At 53.2% G+C, this 17,352-nt stretch carries 15 protein-coding genes; 13 read left to right on the forward strand and 2 right to left on the reverse strand.

What is annotated here, in order from left to right:
• Positions 1-15: 15 nt before the first annotated feature.
• The 3 genes from Q1A89_RS21110 to Q1A89_RS21120 are packed head-to-tail and all read left to right on the forward strand — an operon-like array spanning position 16 to position 2,859.
• Positions 16-807, forward strand: a complete 792-nt coding sequence (locus Q1A89_RS21110) for a helix-turn-helix domain-containing protein (protein ID WP_299733339.1) — start codon at positions 16-18, stop codon at positions 805-807.
• Complete coding sequence (locus Q1A89_RS21115; protein WP_299733342.1) at positions 782-2,320, forward strand: GNAT family N-acetyltransferase; 1,539 nt, start codon at positions 782-784, stop codon at positions 2,318-2,320. The genes Q1A89_RS21110 and Q1A89_RS21115 overlap by 26 nt, the downstream gene beginning before the upstream one ends.
• Complete coding sequence (locus Q1A89_RS21120; protein ID WP_299733345.1) at positions 2,317-2,859, forward strand: AAA family ATPase; 543 nt, start codon at positions 2,317-2,319, stop codon at positions 2,857-2,859. The genes Q1A89_RS21115 and Q1A89_RS21120 overlap by 4 nt, the downstream gene beginning before the upstream one ends.
• A gap of 130 nt (positions 2,860-2,989) precedes the next feature.
• Here the strand turns inward: Q1A89_RS21120 and Q1A89_RS21125 are convergent, their stop codons facing one another.
• Complete coding sequence (locus tag Q1A89_RS21125; RefSeq protein WP_299733348.1) at positions 2,990-4,147, reverse strand: hypothetical protein; 1,158 nt, start codon at positions 4,145-4,147, stop codon at positions 2,990-2,992.
• Between the two features lie 154 nt (positions 4,148-4,301).
• Entirely contained in the window at positions 4,302-5,111 is an 810-nt protein-coding gene (locus Q1A89_RS21130) for a hypothetical protein (protein WP_299733351.1), read from the reverse strand.
• A gap of 111 nt (positions 5,112-5,222) precedes the next feature.
• On the opposite strand from Q1A89_RS21130, the gene Q1A89_RS21135 reads away from it, so the two are divergent.
• From Q1A89_RS21135 to Q1A89_RS21180, 10 genes are all read left to right on the forward strand, one after another.
• Positions 5,223-6,353 carry a DUF3800 domain-containing protein gene (locus Q1A89_RS21135; protein ID WP_299733353.1) on the forward strand — a complete coding sequence of 377 codons (1,131 nt, stop codon included), beginning with the start codon at positions 5,223-5,225 and terminating at the stop codon, positions 6,351-6,353.
• A gap of 364 nt (positions 6,354-6,717) precedes the next feature.
• Positions 6,718-7,266: a hypothetical protein gene (locus tag Q1A89_RS21140; protein WP_299733355.1), complete on the forward strand. Its 549-nt coding sequence runs from the start codon at positions 6,718-6,720 to the stop codon at positions 7,264-7,266.
• A gap of 274 nt (positions 7,267-7,540) precedes the next feature.
• Positions 7,541-8,335 carry a hypothetical protein gene (locus tag Q1A89_RS21145; RefSeq protein WP_299733357.1) on the forward strand — a complete coding sequence of 265 codons (795 nt, stop codon included), beginning with the start codon at positions 7,541-7,543 and terminating at the stop codon, positions 8,333-8,335.
• Positions 8,322-8,984 (forward strand): hypothetical protein, encoded by a 663-nt coding sequence (locus tag Q1A89_RS21150; RefSeq protein ID WP_299733359.1) that lies wholly within the window; start codon positions 8,322-8,324, stop codon positions 8,982-8,984. The genes Q1A89_RS21145 and Q1A89_RS21150 overlap by 14 nt, the downstream gene beginning before the upstream one ends.
• Positions 8,985-8,987: 3 nt before the next feature.
• Positions 8,988-12,425 (forward strand): ATP-dependent helicase, encoded by a 3,438-nt coding sequence (locus tag Q1A89_RS21155; RefSeq protein WP_299733361.1) that lies wholly within the window; start codon positions 8,988-8,990, stop codon positions 12,423-12,425.
• Positions 12,426-12,529: 104 nt separating this feature from the next.
• A complete protein-coding gene (locus Q1A89_RS21160) occupies positions 12,530-13,021 on the forward strand; it encodes a hypothetical protein (protein WP_299733363.1) in 492 nt (163 codons plus the stop codon).
• On the forward strand, positions 13,014-13,505 hold the full coding sequence (locus Q1A89_RS21165; RefSeq protein ID WP_299733365.1) for a hypothetical protein: 492 nt from the start codon (positions 13,014-13,016) through the stop codon (positions 13,503-13,505). The genes Q1A89_RS21160 and Q1A89_RS21165 overlap by 8 nt, the downstream gene beginning before the upstream one ends.
• Positions 13,506-13,981: 476 nt before the next feature.
• A complete protein-coding gene (locus tag Q1A89_RS21170; RefSeq protein WP_299733367.1) occupies positions 13,982-15,355 on the forward strand; it encodes a hypothetical protein in 1,374 nt (457 codons plus the stop codon).
• A gap of 281 nt (positions 15,356-15,636) precedes the next feature.
• Entirely contained in the window at positions 15,637-16,233 is a 597-nt protein-coding gene (locus tag Q1A89_RS21175) for a DUF6088 family protein (protein ID WP_299733369.1), read from the forward strand.
• A 2-nt stretch (positions 16,234-16,235) separates the two neighbouring features.
• On the forward strand, positions 16,236-17,246 hold the full coding sequence (locus tag Q1A89_RS21180; RefSeq protein ID WP_299733371.1) for a nucleotidyl transferase AbiEii/AbiGii toxin family protein: 1,011 nt from the start codon (positions 16,236-16,238) through the stop codon (positions 17,244-17,246).
• Positions 17,247-17,352 lie beyond the last annotated feature (106 nt).

Below are 17,352 nucleotides of genomic sequence, written 5' to 3' on the forward strand. Positions count from 1 at the left end.
AGCAGGAGGTAAGATATGGGCAAACTCACAGGACAGATAGTCGAAGCCAAGGCGGTGCCAAGCGCACATGGTGCGGCATCCGTTGGCCCTGAGCTGCGCAGGCTGCGCCTGCTAGCTGGTTTGACCCAAGATCAGATCGCAGAGCGCATGGCCGTTCAACAGGCGGCAATCTCAAAGATTGAAAAGGGGGGCGAGATTTATCTCAGCACCGTGCAACGCTATGTCGAAGCTCTTGGGGCCTCTCTGCGCCTGAACGCCCATTTTCCCGTGGATGCGCCATTCTCAGCGCGTCTCGATGGTGCATTCGACATCGAACAGGGACATGATGATCAACTTGTGCTGCCTTTGCTCGGAGATGAACCTTTCAAACCGCAGCGCGACGTGGTTCTTTCGATCAAACCCATTTACTCAGAGAAAATCTTGGCCGGCCACAAGACTGTCGAACTCAGGCGCCGTTTCCCGGTCGCTGCGCCGAATGGCGCTTTGGCCTATATCTATTCAAGTTCACCTGTGAAGGCGATGGTCGGCACGGCGTCCATCCGGGATGTTTTGAAACTTCCAGTGGAACAGATCTGGACAGAGTTTGAGAGCACCGCGTTTATCGAGCGGCCCCATTTTGAAAAGTATTTTGATGGGCTTGATCACGGGTTTGCTCTGGTCTTTGACGAAGTGAAAGCGTTCTCCCGGCCCCTACCGCTCAGCGAACTTCGCGAAAAGTTCGGTTTTGAGCCTCCACAATCCTTCCTTTACGCCAAGCACGATCTGAGAAAGGCCCTTCAAGATGAGCCAGCAATCGTATCTCATTGATACGAACATCCTGATCGGGCTCGAGGATAACCATACAGTTGAAGCGGCGTATTCACGGTTTCACGCACTCGCCTTCACCCACAAGGTCGACATCTTCGTGCATGAGGCTGCCAAGGATGACTTGGCGCGTGACAAACAGGCTGCGCGACGACAAATCTCGCTCAGCAAGATTGCAAAGTACCGCCTTCTGAAAAAACAGCGCGGATTGGCACGGTCTGATCTTGATGCAGCTTTTGGTCCGCTCAAAAAGCCCAATGATGTTGTAGATGCGACCCTTCTCCATGCCCTTGAAAAGGGTGCCGCAGATTTTCTTGTCACCCAAGACAAGGGGCTTCATCAGCGCGCTCAGAACCGTTCACCCGATTTGGCGCGGCGCGTACTTTTCGTCAGCGACGCGACTGAACTGCTCATCCAGACATATGAGCCTAAAGAAGTGCCAATCCGCCATGTCGGCGAGGTCGAGGCGCATGAGATTGACAGTCAGGACAGGTTCTTCGACAGTCTTAAGAACGATTATCCCGAATTTGACGACTGGTGGCGAGAGAAATGCGTAAAGCAGCACCGTTCGTGTTGGGTCGTCTATGACAACGAGCAGTTGGCCGGGCTGATCGTTCGAAAGGACGAGCCCGGGAGCGATACCGACGCTGTCACGAAAGCTGATAAGATTCTCAAGATCTGCACCTTTAAGGTGGCACCTGATAGTCGCGGGGTTAAGTTGGGGGAGCTGCTTCTGAAGCAGGTCCTCTGGTATGCGCAGAGCAACCGATACGAACTTGCCTACCTCACGACTTATGAAGATCAGGAAGCGCTGATGGAGCTTCTGGAATACTACGGATTTCGGAATGCTGGTGCGAATGCCAATGGCGAGTTCATCTATGAACGCGATTTTTCTGCGGTGGCGCTTACTCGGCGTGATGACAAGACAGACTTTGAGCAAGCGCGTGAGCACTATCCGCGTTTTGTGCTCGATGATGATACGCTCGGGTTCGGTATCCCGATCCAGGAGGGCTATCACGACACGCTCTATCCTGACCTTTATCGGCCGATCCAAGCGGATCTTTTCGGTGGAGCATCGCGCGCTGAAACGATCACCCGACCGGGCAATACGATCCGCAAAGTCTATCTTTGTCGCGCCCAGTCGAAACTGGGACCGGCAGGATCGCTGCTTTTCTTCTACAAGAGCACGTCCAAGAATCCCCCGTCACAGGCGATCACGGCACTCGGCATCTTGGAGAGCGTCACACTGGCAAGGTCTACAAAAGACCTCATGCAGCTGACAGGTGGGCGATCCGTCTACAGTGAGGAACAACTCAAGGAGTGGGGTGCGACGCCGGTGCGACCAGTCAAGGTGATAAATTATCTGCTGGTCTCCTATATCGAACCAGCGGTTTCGATTGACGAGCTCAAAACAATGGGCGTCATAAAAGGCCATCCTCAGCAGTCAATCTACAAGCTCTCTCATGCGTTGATCGAAGGTCTTGTCGAGCGGGCTGATTTGGAATTTGAAGTATGAGGCAGCGCGTCGTCGCATTCACGGGTATTTCTGGCGTCGGGAAGACGACGTTTCTGGTCAAGTTTGCTAACCTTGTGGCCTTTCAGCATGTCACCGGCGGCAGCCTCATTGCAACCGCCCGCGAGGCCGCTCCGGATGGCCGCGATGCCATGCGCCACGCTAATCTTGATGAGAACCAGCGCCTTCTAATCCGAGGGTTTGCGCTGGTACGTGATCCGACCGCGGAACTGATTATTATGGATGGGCATGTGGTTATTGATCATGGAGAAGGTCTGACGAATATATCGAGCGACGTGTTCAAAGCGCTAGAAGTGAAGGTCATGGTGCATCTGGAGGCTGATCCAGCACGCGTTGCTAGGAACCGATCGCTGGACACCTCCCGTTCACGCCCTGGCCACAAACCGGATATGCTTGCACAGCATCAAAACATGTCACGGGCGCATGCCCAGTCTATCGCCAAGACCCTTCACATTGGTTTCCATGTCGTGACACATGATGATGTCGCCCATCTAGTAAAGGTGTTGGAGGGCGAGGGCTGAAATACTACGCGTCGCAGATCGTGATCGTTGGGCGTTTCCAAAACTGAAATTTATAGCAGAGCGCCAATTTACTGGACGCCACGCAACTCCCGATCACCGGAGTGAAAGTAAATTTGGGCGGAGGGTCTGACTATTCGAATGATTTCACTTCCCAGTCATCAGGCGCGAGATCACCAAGACCCTTGGGAGAGAATTTTCCCATCATGGGTTCCAGTTCGAGCATCACACATCGTAACACGTTTTCAACTGCGTCACAGAAATCTAGAGAGGTCGCGTACATGTTAGGCTGCATGATGTAGGTGTTCTTAATCTTGGTGCTACGGTTGAGAAAACTTGGGTGGGTGTCATATGCTTTGTTGACAAAGATTCTGTCCTTTGCCTTTCGAAAAACCTCCAATGAGGACAAGAGCAAGACCCCGCCAGCTCCGGTCTCAAGATATGGGTTTGGGACGGATTGACCTTTAACCCATGCATACCTGTGATCGGCTTCTACGATTTTGCAAATCTTAAGAGCAAAAGCATCCGCCTCAAATTCCTCTCCATGCGCGTCAGTCTCAGAGACTACTGTTCGTCCATGATCCAATGCATGATGCGCGTATTCATGAGCGAGACCAAATATTTCCATAGCGAATGCGACCTGCTCCATAAGCAATATTTCGTCTTTGGAAGATGGCTTAAAAGGGGCCAATGCGTGCGTGCCTGTCAGCGCGAAGGAGATGAATATGCGCCACCAATAGAATATCAGATCGGGGCGTTTGCGAAGCTCTTTCCTCAAAAATTCTTCGTTGAAGTCGCTGCCGACGGACATGGGTGCCAGAAACATTGTTCGGATATAGGCTCGGGAAACGAGCCCGCAGTATCGCGTAAAGAAAGACCCCATCGTGATGATCGATTGATCAGTCATCACGACATTTATCTTTGATAGGAGCGGCCCCGACTTTGGTTCAACAGCAAAGTGAACTTTGTCCCTGTTGCTCACATTTAGCTGAGCGGCAGCACTTTCAATTGGTTGAGACAACCGATGCAGTGCTGCTTCTGTAAACCGCGCGACGCCTGGGCTGGTGATTGGAGCTTCATTGCTCTGTGCCTTAGCGATTTCGTCTTTGAGATCGATTTCATCATCGCTCCAGCCGGCGTCAGAGAAAGCTTGCCGAGTGCTGGCCGCATCTCGGCCTGGATGCACATAGTCGGGGTCATCAAATGTGGACCATTCGTGTTCTTTCGCCCGGTCAAGCATCTGAGACCAAAGCTCTACTGCTTCCTTTTTGGAATGGTTCGATTTATCCATTGGCAAGCTTCAAAACTTCCACGGTTAGTGTTCGCCCGTATCAAACTTTTCGTACCAGATTTTGCAACCGCTCACCGCTACTTTCACTGTGTAGGCTATCGCTTGAATCTACCACACCGCACGTTTTGCAGTGAGGATTCTCCGCCAATCAAAATTATTTCATAGGCCGCGCGATCTTCTGAGCGTTTGACCGGCGCTCACCAGTCACTGGGTCGATGAATTGATACAACTCATCATGCCAATCTTTAATTCGTGTTTCCGTCAGTTGTGACTTGTTGAGCTCGCAGCCCAATAAGAACCTCTTCCCACTATAGGAAACTCCGACAGGAATTGCGGGCCCATTGTTCCCAAGTCTGACCAGTTGTGGTGGTCCTCCTGTGTATGGGTCACTGGCGGCAGCCAAATGGTCCATGAATGCCCAATACACGGCACGGCTTTTGTCGCCCTGTGGCTTTGACCGAACAGTTGTGAAGACAGTTCTGAAATCACCTGCCCCTGATCCAAAAACACTGATGAGTCCTGACCTTGATGCACCTATTGGCACCACACTTATTGTTCCAGAGATCGCTCCCGGACTAAAAAATATACTCCACATACAGAGTGGTTTTGCTATTGAGCGGTCGTCACGCGTAGCAAACAGAATCTCGACCGAACTGGTTTTGGGATACGTGCCAATAGTAGCGTCAAGATGAGACTTGTAGTTCGTCAGGCGCTGGTTTGGATCGGCACTGCGCGGGCCCAAAGACGAACTGTCGATCGCTTCGACAAGTTGTCCCAGCGCGGTCTGGGGAGGTAGAGCCTCACCTACGAAACCGAACACATCGGCGTGAACGTTTGAGAAGAAGAGTTTCCGACCGCGATCCCAAGTGTTTCCTACCCCATCCCTAAACCTACTGTCGGCACATAGGTTCAGGGTCGCGCGCCCACCACCGTCTACCGACTTCCAACAAACAATCGTGGTCATTCACATAACTCCTTGTAATTTACACCATGGTCTAGCGTGGAACTTTAGTAGTCAGTAGCCTTTCTCTTCGCTCCGATGCATGTTCGGGATAAGAGAATTCAGGGGGCAAATATGACTGACTTAGATCAGGTTGGAACATTAATTTCGTTTGATGAATCGGGCTTCACTGGTCCCGATCTACTAAACGAATCTCAACCCTACTTCGTCTATGCCTCTCACGACTTGTCGGCAGAAGAAGCGGCGGACTTCCTCGACAAACTTAAAGCCGACTTCAGTTTTCAAGGTAACGAACTGAAGGCCACACGTCTCAAGAAGCGTGGTGACTGGGAATATTTAGCAAATCGGATTTGCGAGATTTCAGACCAAAGATCGAGGGTGGTCACATTCGATAAGCGTGCCGCACTGGCAGGCAAGTTCTTTGAGTACTTCTTCGAGCCGGTCCTCGCAAAAAATAGCCTCGCATTCTACCGTATCGATTTTCACCGCTACATGATGAATACGATAACCTCGCTAATGTGGAAAAGTGGTGCTGACTACTCCGGACTGAGCGCCCAGATGCAAGCATTTATGCGCTCTTTTGATCCGGCTGACGCACCAGATATTTTCGTGGTCGGCGGTCAACATCCAATCGAGATGCAGCGCATCCAGAGCTTCTGTTTGGGTTACGCCAATCAAATCGAGGCGGAGACCAAACATCTGCGACCGGAGAATGATGAAACAGGAAAGTGGGCCCTAGATCTAACTTCGTCATCTCTGTTCAGCCTGCTGTTTCAATGGTGGGGGCATCGGCACCCAAGACTGCGGGTCTTATGCGACGACTCTAAACCTCTTGCTCCGATGGCCGAGTTTTTTGATGCTTGGGTCGGTCAGGAACAGTCCGTTCCAGTAACAAACGGCCGAACCGCCTCCCACCTACGGGGGAACCTAATTGTACCGCTTGAGTTCGGATCGTCGGAACAACACCCATCAATCCAGTTGGCAGACCTGCTCGCCGGTATGACCGCTGACTTCTGCATCCGTAGGGGAGACGCACCTCTCGGTATCGAGAAGTGGGTCCGGCGAAATCGCATGTGGTCTAATTCTGTCGAGTTCGATCCGGAATTGGTGCGAAAGGGTAACCCAACAGTGAGAGTAGGACGAGAGCTACTAAAAGAATTGGCTAGTAGAGCGCAGAAAGGGGAGGATCCTTTGGCTCAGATTGGATCCTTTATTGAAAGGACGCAAAGGCAGTTCGGCGCTTAAAGTTCCCAAGGGAAGTACGACCGGCATCGGCTACTGTCCAGAATGCCTAAGAGCCAAAAAATCACAACAATTGCGACCACGCAACGAGACGCATATGTGTGTCGCACCTTCAGCGAATGTCTATTTCGACGGGCCGCGCCGCAGCATGCTGACTATCGGTTCAATGGCCGGTATGGTCCGGTCAAAAAAAATCGTTGGCGGCCCTAAACCGACATCCAACGTTCATTTCGGATGCTGCATGAGCAGCCCCCATAGCGGACCTTCATTATCGTAGTATTCGTCGACAGCATTGAGGGCCTGCCTTCTTAGACAAACTAGTAGCAACGTGTCATGTTGATGAAGCAACTGTTTAGGTGAAGACAAAATGGGATACGTCCTAAATCAATTGAGCAACCTACCGGTTGATGACAACATCAATTTTTACATATTTGTGGTGAACGGTCAGTATCGCGACCCACTATACGATGTAATACAGAGTAATTTCGTACAAATTGCGCGGGAGATCGGCGACAACGCTGTCGTGGCCATGGGCACGGACAGTAAGGCCTTCACAACTTCCGTTGCGCGAAAATACCTTGGAGATGGCAATAGCGATGGCAGTTTCACTAAGATCTTGCCTGCGCTTCTCATTACAAATGATCATCCTGACGATCTAAAGGTGGACAGTCTCAGGTTGATAGTTCCCCTGAAACATGCCGAGAGTCATTTTGGTAATTGGCATCAATTTTTTGAGTCACTTGCTCAGTTCGTTCGAGGCGAGAACGATGATTTTGCGAGAAGGTTCCAAGATACAGGCGACTTGCTTGATGCTTCGAACAAAGTCGTGATGCTGCAGCCAAATTTCTTCGGCCTAGGTTTGAACATCAACGAACTCCTTGACCGTTGGCGAGCCAGGAAAAGCGACACCGCCTGACATTATGCCTCGCGGCGCAAAACTTCCATCCGAACAGGGGGACCGCGCTGCGGTGCAGCTTCCCCAAATCGGACGTCTTGCAGTAAGCAATCGGCGCTTGCCAAGAATGAGATAATTGCACGGCCGAAAGCTCATTACTGTTAGATAAGCGGCAAGAAAGCGAAAAAAAATCACCATCGGCTTTCCGCTTTTGCAGACTGCGCTCGATTAAAGGGAAGAAGGGGCCATAGGACAGGGCCGCAAGGCAGCTTAGAATAACTTTGGAGGGGGCAGAATGACCCAAAGTGCAAAAACTGAGGATGATCCTCCTGATAAGGGCTATAAGCGGCCTGCCAGAGTTGAGGCGCAGATTGCGGCTGTCAAAAACCTCGCCCCGGTTCAGCTCATTGAACGCGCCAACATGCGATCACCAGCAAGCTCAGAGCACCTATTACCGGAGACGCTTGTTTATCTGACGCGCCGGGCACTGAAGACCGGAGAACAAAAAGTCGCGCGGGTGCTTCTTGCAGAACTGACCGAGCGCTGTTTTCGCGTTCTTCGAAACAGGATCAATGCCGATGCCTATGCTGACCGCGACACAATCTGTGAAGACATCATAGGTGAATTTGTGGTGCTTTTCGCGAAGGATTGTGCCGGGCAAAAGACGCCGCTGGACTTCTACGAATGTCGGTTCAATCGTGCGTTCCGAGGGTTGCGCATTGATCATCTTCGAACCGAGGACGTCCGTAAGGACCACATCGTTGAAATGCCGACAACAAGGGGCGCCGGCAACGAAGACTTTAAAGATGATGTCGCTGAAATCGTGGTCGAAGCGCTTCGCGCGCCTCCCTATCAAGAAACAGCTTACATCTTCTCTCGCATCAAGGATGCGGTGAAGGCGCTACCAACTGACCTACGCGACGCCTTCGTTCTAGTCCGGATACTTGGCTACAAAACCCACTCAAAAAACCCTGATGAAGTCACTGCCGCCGTAAGATGCAAATGTAGCGATCGAATGATACGCTATCGGTTAAGGCAAGCTGATGCTGCATTGGCTCCACTACTGGAGGACCTCCATGACAAATCCTAATCAAGCCAAAGTAAGGATCCCTGAAGCTGCACTGTATGCACTAGCGACCGAGAGAGAGTACCCAGACGCCGGCCTTTTGGAGCAAGTGATCCGTCAGTATCCGGGGTATGCTGAAGCTCTTACCACGCTTGCTATTGAGCTTGCGGTTGATGCCCTCACTCCAGTCGCTGACATCGTCCAAGAAGATGATCAAGAAGCAATAGCGCCCGCTGTTTCACGAGCGATGAGCCGATTTGAGAACGCGTTGTTCCAAGAAGAAGTTCAGTCGACAGGAGGAGCGCCTTTCGAAACGAAATCAGCAATTGCGGTTGCTACCCCTGTGAACCCATTTTCTGGTTTAGAGCGCCCAGATGTACGTGAGTACGCGAAGCGGATCGGGGCAAATACCCTATTTGTTGCGAAGCTTCGGGATCGCGAGATAGACGAAACGACGTACACCGCTGGATTTATAAAGCACGCAGCAGATAAACTTCCTGTCGACCCTAGCGTTATGGCCGCTCATTTAGCTGCAGGATCAATAGCCTCTGCTCCAGCTCTCTTCCATAAGGCCGAAGAGAAGCCTGTAGCCGGACAAAAGCAAAGCTTTGAGGAAGCGGTTAGGTCGTCCGGACTGTCTCGCGATCAACAGAAGCATCTGTTGGGGTTGTAAGTTATGGACGTGTTTGAGGCAGTTCGACAGAACGCCGCCGAACTTCATCTCAAACTTACGCAACAAGGCGTCGAGGCACTTGACCCAAATGCTCTGATCGATGCTGCGATCGCCGACCTTGATCTTGAGTTGTTTTTGTTGGAACCCGGTGATCCGGCCTTGAAGGGCTCCAAAGCGCTATATGACGATCAAGCTGGACACATACTCTGTGAACAAACTGACCAGCCTATCGATCGAGTGCTCTTGGTCGGCCACGAGATCGGGCACGCTCGTTTGCACGCAGGGAGTTCTAGCTGCGATACCGCCGACATCGACCCGACGCGTTCAACCGAAAGCGCGCCCGTTGGTCTCGATAGAGTGGAGGACTACGGCGCAAAAGAAAGACGAGAACTGCACGCGAATGTCTTTGCGCGCGAATTTCTGCTCCCTCGTGCGTTTGCGAGAGAATTATTCCTAGGCAAGAAATGGAATGCACGCGATGTTGCGGGGACAACAGGACTGCCTCTCAATTTGGTGCGTCAGCAGCTATTCGATGCTCTCCTACTCCCAGAAATATCTGCTGAGTTGTTGAAGCCGACGGCTGCCCCGTTCATCGCCAAACCGGATGAGAAACAAGAAACAGCTGCCCGTCATGAGGGCTCGGCATTCCAACTTCAAGCAGGCCCGGGCACAGGGAAGACCCGAACCCTCATTAAGCGCATCAATTGGTTGCTCGAAACAGGAGCAGATCCCGCATCGATTCTTGTACTCACTTTTTCAAATCGCGCTGCCGGAGAACTTTCGGAACGCTTGATCAAGGACAAGCCGGAAGAGGCAACAAAAATTTGGATCGGAACGTTTCACGCGTTCGGCCTTGATCTGATCCGAAGGCACTACGACCTTCTGGGAATCTCAAGCGATCCAACACTCTTTGACAGAAGCGATGCAATTTCTGTTTTAGAAGAAATACTGCCAACGCTTCCGCTTGTTCACTATCGAGATCTTTGGGATCCCGCTCGTGTCCTACGCGACATCGTGACCGCTATCTCCCGTGCGAAGGATGAGATGGCGGGGCCTGAAGCCTATCGCAGTATGGCCGTTGAAATGCGAGCCGCCTGTGATCCTGATGATGAAGATCAGATCAAGCTAGCGGAAAAAAGCCTCGAGATTGCCGATGTTTATGATCTCTATGAAACCGCCCTGCGTCAGCACGGGGGCGTCGACTTTGGTGACTTGATTAAACGCCCGGCGGAACTTCTCGAAGTCAATGAGGCAGCGCGCGCAACTGCTCAACTTCGACACCGCCATATTCTTGTCGATGAATATCAAGACGTTAATAGAGCGAGTGCAAAGCTCTTAAAGGCAGTAGCGGGGAATGGGGCGCGGCTTTGGGTCGTAGGTGATGCTCGCCAATCGATTTACCGATTTCGTGGAGCGTCATCGCGAAACATGGCGGCCTTTGCCGAGGATTATCCGGGAGCAACGATTGATAGGCTTGAGAAGAATTATCGTTCTGCGCATGAAGTTGTCCGAACCTTTTCCGCCATAGCCCCGCATATGGGAGCGTCCAAAGGCATGCTACCCCTGGATCTGATAGCGGAAAAGGGTGCCTCAGGTGTTCCGCCAGAGGTGCGCGCATTCCCAACGCTTTCCTCGGAGGCATCTGGCGTGGCGGAAAGTGTATTAGAACTCCGAGAGCAAGGGGTCGCGTTTCGCGATCAAGCGGTTTTGTGTCGATCTAACGGTCGCCTCGATGAAGTAACAAAATACCTCGAAGCAGAGGGCATTCCTGTTCTTCATTTAGGCAGTTTGTTTGAACGCGACGATATTCGTGACCTTCTTAGTTTGCTGAAACTTCTTGTTGATCCGTATGCCGATGCCCTGGTTCGGGCTGCAACGATGTCGCCGTATGAGATGTCGCTGCAGGATGCGTACGTGATCATGTCGTATCTTCGAGATCAATCGGATGGCGAACCTGCTGTTCTAGCGTCGGCAAAAGACGCTCCTGGTATCTCAAAAGATGGCCGTGAAGCCTTAGGGCGGATTTGCTCGGACCTAGAAGATCATAACGCTAACTCATCCCCGTGGAATGTCCTCGCCGACTTACTTCTGGACAAGACGGACTTCGCACGAGAACTAGGATCGGCTGACACGATATCCGGCAAGCTGCGTGCGGTGGCGATCTGGCAGTTTCTGAACTTTGTTCGTGACCAAAGGGGCGCAGGAGTTGGTTCACCAATACACCGACTGCTCGACCGAATTCGTCAAATGGTCTTGCTCGCAGAGGAGCGCGATTTGCGGCAAGTCCCCGAGGCTGCTTTGCAGCTCGATGCAGTTCGAATGATGACGGTCCACGCGAGCAAGGGGCTCGAGTTTGAGGCCATTCATCTTCCAGGGCTCACAACATCGAGTTTTCCTTCCAACTATCGCGGTGTGCGTTGCCCACCGCCGGAAGGCATGATCGAAGGCGATGCTGGCATTGGAATTAAACCCGCCGCAAGGAAAGCCCACGAAGATGAAGAGGAGTGCTTATTCTTCGTCGCTCTTTCCCGAGCAAAGAAGGATCTTCGGATCTATCGCTCAAAAACTCAGCGCAATGGCAAGACCAACCGCAGTCCATCAAGGTATCTTGACTGGCTTCCTGCCGGGCAAGTCAAACAGAGCGAACCCGCTGCCGGATCAGTACAAGAAGCGTCCATCAATCAGTATGCGCTGATCGAAGTTTTGAACAATCCAGATTTTGTTGTGAGCCAAGCTCAGCTGCAGGCATACGAAAAGTGCCCTAGGCGTTACTTCTATACTCATTTGCTTGGGTTGGGAGGCGCAAAGAAATCCACAGCTTTTTCAAAGACACACGATTGCATCTACAGACTGATCGACTGGGTCGCAGAGCAGAGACTGTCGCAAAATCCATCGATCGAAGCGACAGAGAGAGCCTTTGATGCGATTTGGAAAGAACGCGGACCGATCGACCATGCATATGCTGATAGCTACCGAGCGCTTGCTTCAAAGCTGATCGGCTCCATTGTTCGCACAGGCGAAACAATGCAGTTCACATCCGTGGACCCGATCACCGTCAATATCCAAGGAGCGCGGTTTCGTCTCTATCCCGATGATGTTGCCGTTCTCGCAGATGGCTCCACAGCGATCCGGCGCGTGCGGACAGGTTATAAGAGAAGCGACGAGTACAGAAGGCTGGAGTATGCTCTATATATGATGGCTGCTGAGCAGGAATTTGGCGGATCTGGCGTGGTTGAAGCTGTTCATCTGACCGATGACACATCTGAGCGTGTAAACATCAAGTCTCAAGCCTTGAGCAACAACAGAGAGAAAGCTCGGCTTCTCTTAACTGGTGTCGCCGAAGGTCAGTTTCCTCCCGATCCTGACCCCGCCGTATGCCCACGCTGCCCACACTTCTTTTCGTGTGCAGGCGCGCCCAGCGGATCGCTCAAACTCACATAATCTGTAAGACCGATTTCCGTTTTTTCGCTCCGGCTCCGATTACACAATTAGAACGGACGGAAGGCATCGGGCCTCACACGCCGTTCCTAATCGGAGTGTGAACCATGCGGATCATCGACATCTTTTACCAAGGCCAAGGCCTGAATGACATCGAACACTTGCAGCTTCGCGACGACAAGACGTTTGCGGACCTGAAGGCGGAGCTCATCGCTGCCGGCCACGCCGACAACGATACGGTGCTTTATATCGAAAATGAAAACGAGCCCGCTGAAACTTGCGGTCGGCTGGATGACTTCGATTGCCGTCGGGGCTTGCGCGTTCATCTTGCTCGGTGCCGCCGCGTCGAGGTTGAAGTTACTTTCAATGGCTGCACCGTGGAACGTAAATTCTCGCCGGCGCGGACGCTGGCTCGGGTGAAGCGTTGGGCGGCTGAGCGTGGTTTCAACATGACGCCCGACGAAGCCGGGGAGCACGCTCTCCAGATTGACGGCACTCATGAGCGCCCACCTCTCAACACACACATCGGTGCGTTGCTGACTCGTGGCGCTTGCAAGCTTGACTTTGACCTTGTCCCGGATGAGCGCATCAATGGCTGAGGCTGAGATATTGCTCCCTCCCGACGAACGCGCGCTTCGTGATGATATCGCGAAGCCCGCATTCCGGCTGGGCGTGCTCGACGGCAAATGGCTTCTCGCAGACGTCAAATGGCCCTACCTGTACGTCTACGTCGTTGCCGCGGACAGCTTTGAGTGGCTGCTTCGGCTCGATTGTGCGGGTTACCCTCAAAGTCCCCCGACAGGAGGGCCATGGGACCTTGAACGCGATGCTGTGCTTCCGTTTGACCAGTGGCCAAAAGGCAAGGGAGGCCGGTTGAGCGCTGTGTTCCGCCCAGAATGGAAGGGCGGGACGGCGCTTTATTTACCCTGCGATCGCCTGAGCGTCGTTGGACACGACAACTGGCGGTCTGAAACACCCTCGAAAATTTGGCGGCCAAGCGACGGCGTCACGCAATATCTGGAGTTGGTTCATGAGCTTCTACACTCGCAAGACTATAAGCCGCGCACTAGCGCCGCAGCATAAGATTAGTTGCACGCCGTGGCTGTGGTGGAAACTGGTTCGACATTTGCGGAAGCGCGGTGCAAATGGAAGCCGCGAAAGTGGGGCATTTCTTCTCGGACACTCGGATGGAAGCTCGCGCCGGATTGTCGACTTCGTGCTTTACGACGACCTAGACCCGAAGTGCTTAAGCACGGGCATAGTGAGGTTTGACGGTCGGTACTTCAGTGATTTGTGGGCTCATTGTAAGTCCACCGGACTTGCAGTCGTCGCGGACATTCATGTGCATCCCGGTGGATATCGGCAAAGCACATCTGACAAGAACCATCCAATGATAACCGCAAAAGATCATATCGCGATGATCTTGCCGAAATTCGCGAAAGGCCGACAGTCGCGCTCGAACATGGGAATCTTCATTTATCAAGGGGCGAAGACTTGGACAGATATCCCGTCGGACGAGTGCAGACGGTTTTTCTACATAGGTATATGGGGATGATGCAATGACTGATGGATTTCTTCCTGATACGCTCCATCGCTTAGTGAAACATGCGGTTGATAGCGGCCAAGCAAGTTCTTTCTCTGAAGCACAGAAGAAGCTGCAAAGCTACGCAGCGCATGTTGCTTTCGACGCATCGTTCGCAGACGACATTGGATATCAAGCGGCCTTCCTTTCTCTGTGCTCGCTCTGCAAGAGAGTGTTTCTCGGCGGGGTTACAGTAAGCGGACATCTTGAAACACCATTGAAGACCATGTTTGGTCGAGGGCGTTCGATTGGAGATGTTGCGACCGACTTGGGAGCGGAAGTTGGGCCACCAAGCGATACCGCTTCTCTCTTCGTCGTTGGTCCAAGGAGGCCAGCCACAAGAGGATTTTCAACCCGGTTGATTGTAAAAGGCTGGCGCGGGGGCGTCGTGCCAGTTGATGACGACACGCAAGGATCATCCACTCGTCCAGGCAGCCCTCTCGCTGGTGTCCTAGCTGCATCTTTGGCGGTCAGTAACGCGTATGCCTACGCTTCTGGTGAGCGCCCTTCGGCGCACCGCGAGTACACCGGTTTGTCGCTTTGGTCACTTGATCCAAGGGGCGATTGGTTAGAAGACGATCAAACCGAGCCAGATCTGGCCTACCTGCCTTCAGACCTTTGGATTGTCGGCCTCGGTCATCTTGGACAAGCTTTTCTGTGGTCGCTCGGGATGCTGCCCTATACAAACGCGAGCGATGTCTGCGTGGGCTTGCAGGACACTGATCAGGTCACGCCGTCTACGTTCAGCACCTCGGTGCTGACTCCTCCAGACACGGAAGGTATTCACAAAACGCGGCTCGTGGCGTCTTGGGCAGAGGACATTGGGTTCCGTACGCTAGTTTGTGAACGTCTGTTTGACGGTAGTTTCAAACGGCAACCACAAGAACCGGCGGTTGCCCTCTGCGGAGTGGACAATAGGGAAGCCAGACGTGCCCTCGACACATCTGGATTCGACCTTGTGATCGAAGCAGGCCTTGGTCGGGGCCATCAAGACTTCAGGCGCATCCGTCTGCATGTGTTTCCGCAAAAGCGGGCGGCAGCAGAGATTTGGGCCAAAAAACCAATGGAGCAAAATTCAGATAAGTTGCCAGCTTACCGTATGCTAGTCGAAAAAGGAGTCTTGGATCATTGCGGCATGACAATGCTTGCCGACAAAGCCGTTGGCGGCCCATTTGTGGGGGCTTTCGCAGCCAGCCTAGCGATTAGTGAGCTTATCCGCCGGTTACATAGTGGCAAAGCCGTGCACCAGATCGATGCAGACGTAATTGCATTGGATTGCTTGACGACCGCTTTGCCCAACCAAGGCGAAAGAACCACAATGCCCGCATTCGCACTCGCCGGGGATTTGTAGACTGCGTTGCAGGTAAATCGCTTTTCAATACACAAAGCACCCAGCCATCTCGTGCCCAATTTGAGTCCGGCTTAGTTTATCTCGCGTGGGACAGGTCAATAGACATGAACAAGACGCATTGCGAGGACTGATCGAAATAAGGGTGTGCATGTCCACTTTGAGATAACAGCGGGTGAACGTGCTCAGTCGCAGCGAGGGTCTGGTTTCCGCCCTCCCGACCAAAATCTCTCCATCTTGACGTTCAGAAAAACATACCCTATTTTATGACATGGAGTTAAGCCATGATCACGTCGAAAATCAAGCAACGCATTGTTGGGAAGGGCCGAGGCGCCATCTTTGCGCCGTCGGACTTCCTCGATGTCGGATCGCGCGCAAGCGTCGATCAGGCATTGTCACGCCTGGCGGATCAGGGTGTGATCCGGCGTCTGACGCGTGGGCTTTACGACTATCCAAAGCAAAGCCCCCGTTTCGGTGTCTTGGCCCCGTCTGCTGATGACATCGCGCGCGCCGTTGCTCGGAAGGACAACCAGGTTCTGCAGCCCTCCCCTGCCATGGCGGCGAACCAGTTGGGTCTATCCACCCAAGTGCCGTCCAATCCGACCTACATGACCGACGGGCCGACACGAACCAAGAAGATCGGACGGCAGGTGATCCAGTTCCGAAACGCCTCCCCGAAGACCTTGGTTGGTGCCGGGTCTAAGACGGGCACTGTGTTTCAGGCGCTCCGCTATGTCGGCAAGGATCGCGTCGACGATCAGGTGATCGGCAAGATCGCCCGCACGCTGGGTGCCAAGGACCGGGCGCAGCTTGCAAAGCAAAGCCGACACGTTCCGGCCTGGATGCACCCCGTCGTGCAGCAGATCGTAGCACACGCCTGAGCATGGACGCTTTTGCGAACGACACGCCTGAACACCGAGACGAAGCGTTCCGCCAAGGCGCAGCGGAACTCGGGTTTGCCAAGGCGATTGTCGAAAAGGACTTCTGGGTCTGCTGGTCGCTCCAGCACCTGTTTGCCCTGCCCTCCTTTGGCGATCACCTGATCTTTAAAGGAGGTACATCGCTCTCGAAAGCCTATGACGTCATCCAGCGGTTCTCTGAGGACGTCGATCTGTCGCTTGATCGCGCCCAACTCGGGTTCGAGGGAGACAGTGACCCTGAGAGCCCCGACCTCTCGGGCGGCAAACGCAAATCGCTGCTACAGGATCTTCAGGAGGCCGCCGAGGCCACAGTGGCAGGCCCCCTGCTCGATGAAATCAACACCGCCTTCGCAGCGCGCCTGGATCAGCCGTTCTCGCTCCAGATCGACGACGGCGACCCTCAGACCATCTTATTTGCCTACCCGTCTCTCGATGACAAAGACCAAGGTTACGTCAAGCCCGTTGTGCGTTTTGAGTTCGGCGCGCGTGGCGCACAGCTTCCGGCCGAACAACGAACCCTCTCAACCTATGTCCAACAAGCCTTTCCCGATCTGTCCGGCCTTAACCCTGTTGATGTGCGCACCCTCGGGATCGAACGGACCTTCTGGGAGAAGGCGACGATCCTACACATGCTGTTCCATCAGGACAGAAGCAAACCGCTCGCTGACCGCATGTCCCGGCACTACTATGACATGGCGCAACTGACCCAGCACAACGCCAAGGCGCGGGCTTTGGCCAATCTCGACCTCTTGAGCGAGGTTAGCCATCATAAGTCGGTGTTCTTCAAAGCGGCCTGGGCGAGATACGAAGACGCAAAACCGGGATCGCTTCGCCTAGCCCCAGGCAAAGACCTCGAGGCCGCACTCCGTCGGGACTATGCCGGAATGCATGAGATGATCATGGGTGACGCGCCAAGCTTTGATGACGTGATGAGCGCGATCGCGGCGCTGGAAGCGGAAATCAACTCAGCCTGACCTCGCAGAGCTTGGTTATTGGAGATCATAAAACTGGTGATTGAGAGCCATTAGAGCTTCGACTGCCAGGCCAGCAAATGGTGATGAGTTATTGGATGCAGCTCTA

Origin of the sequence: uncultured Tateyamaria sp. (genome assembly GCF_947503045.1) — a bacterium.
Lineage (GTDB): Bacteria > Pseudomonadota > Alphaproteobacteria > Rhodobacterales > Rhodobacteraceae > Tateyamaria.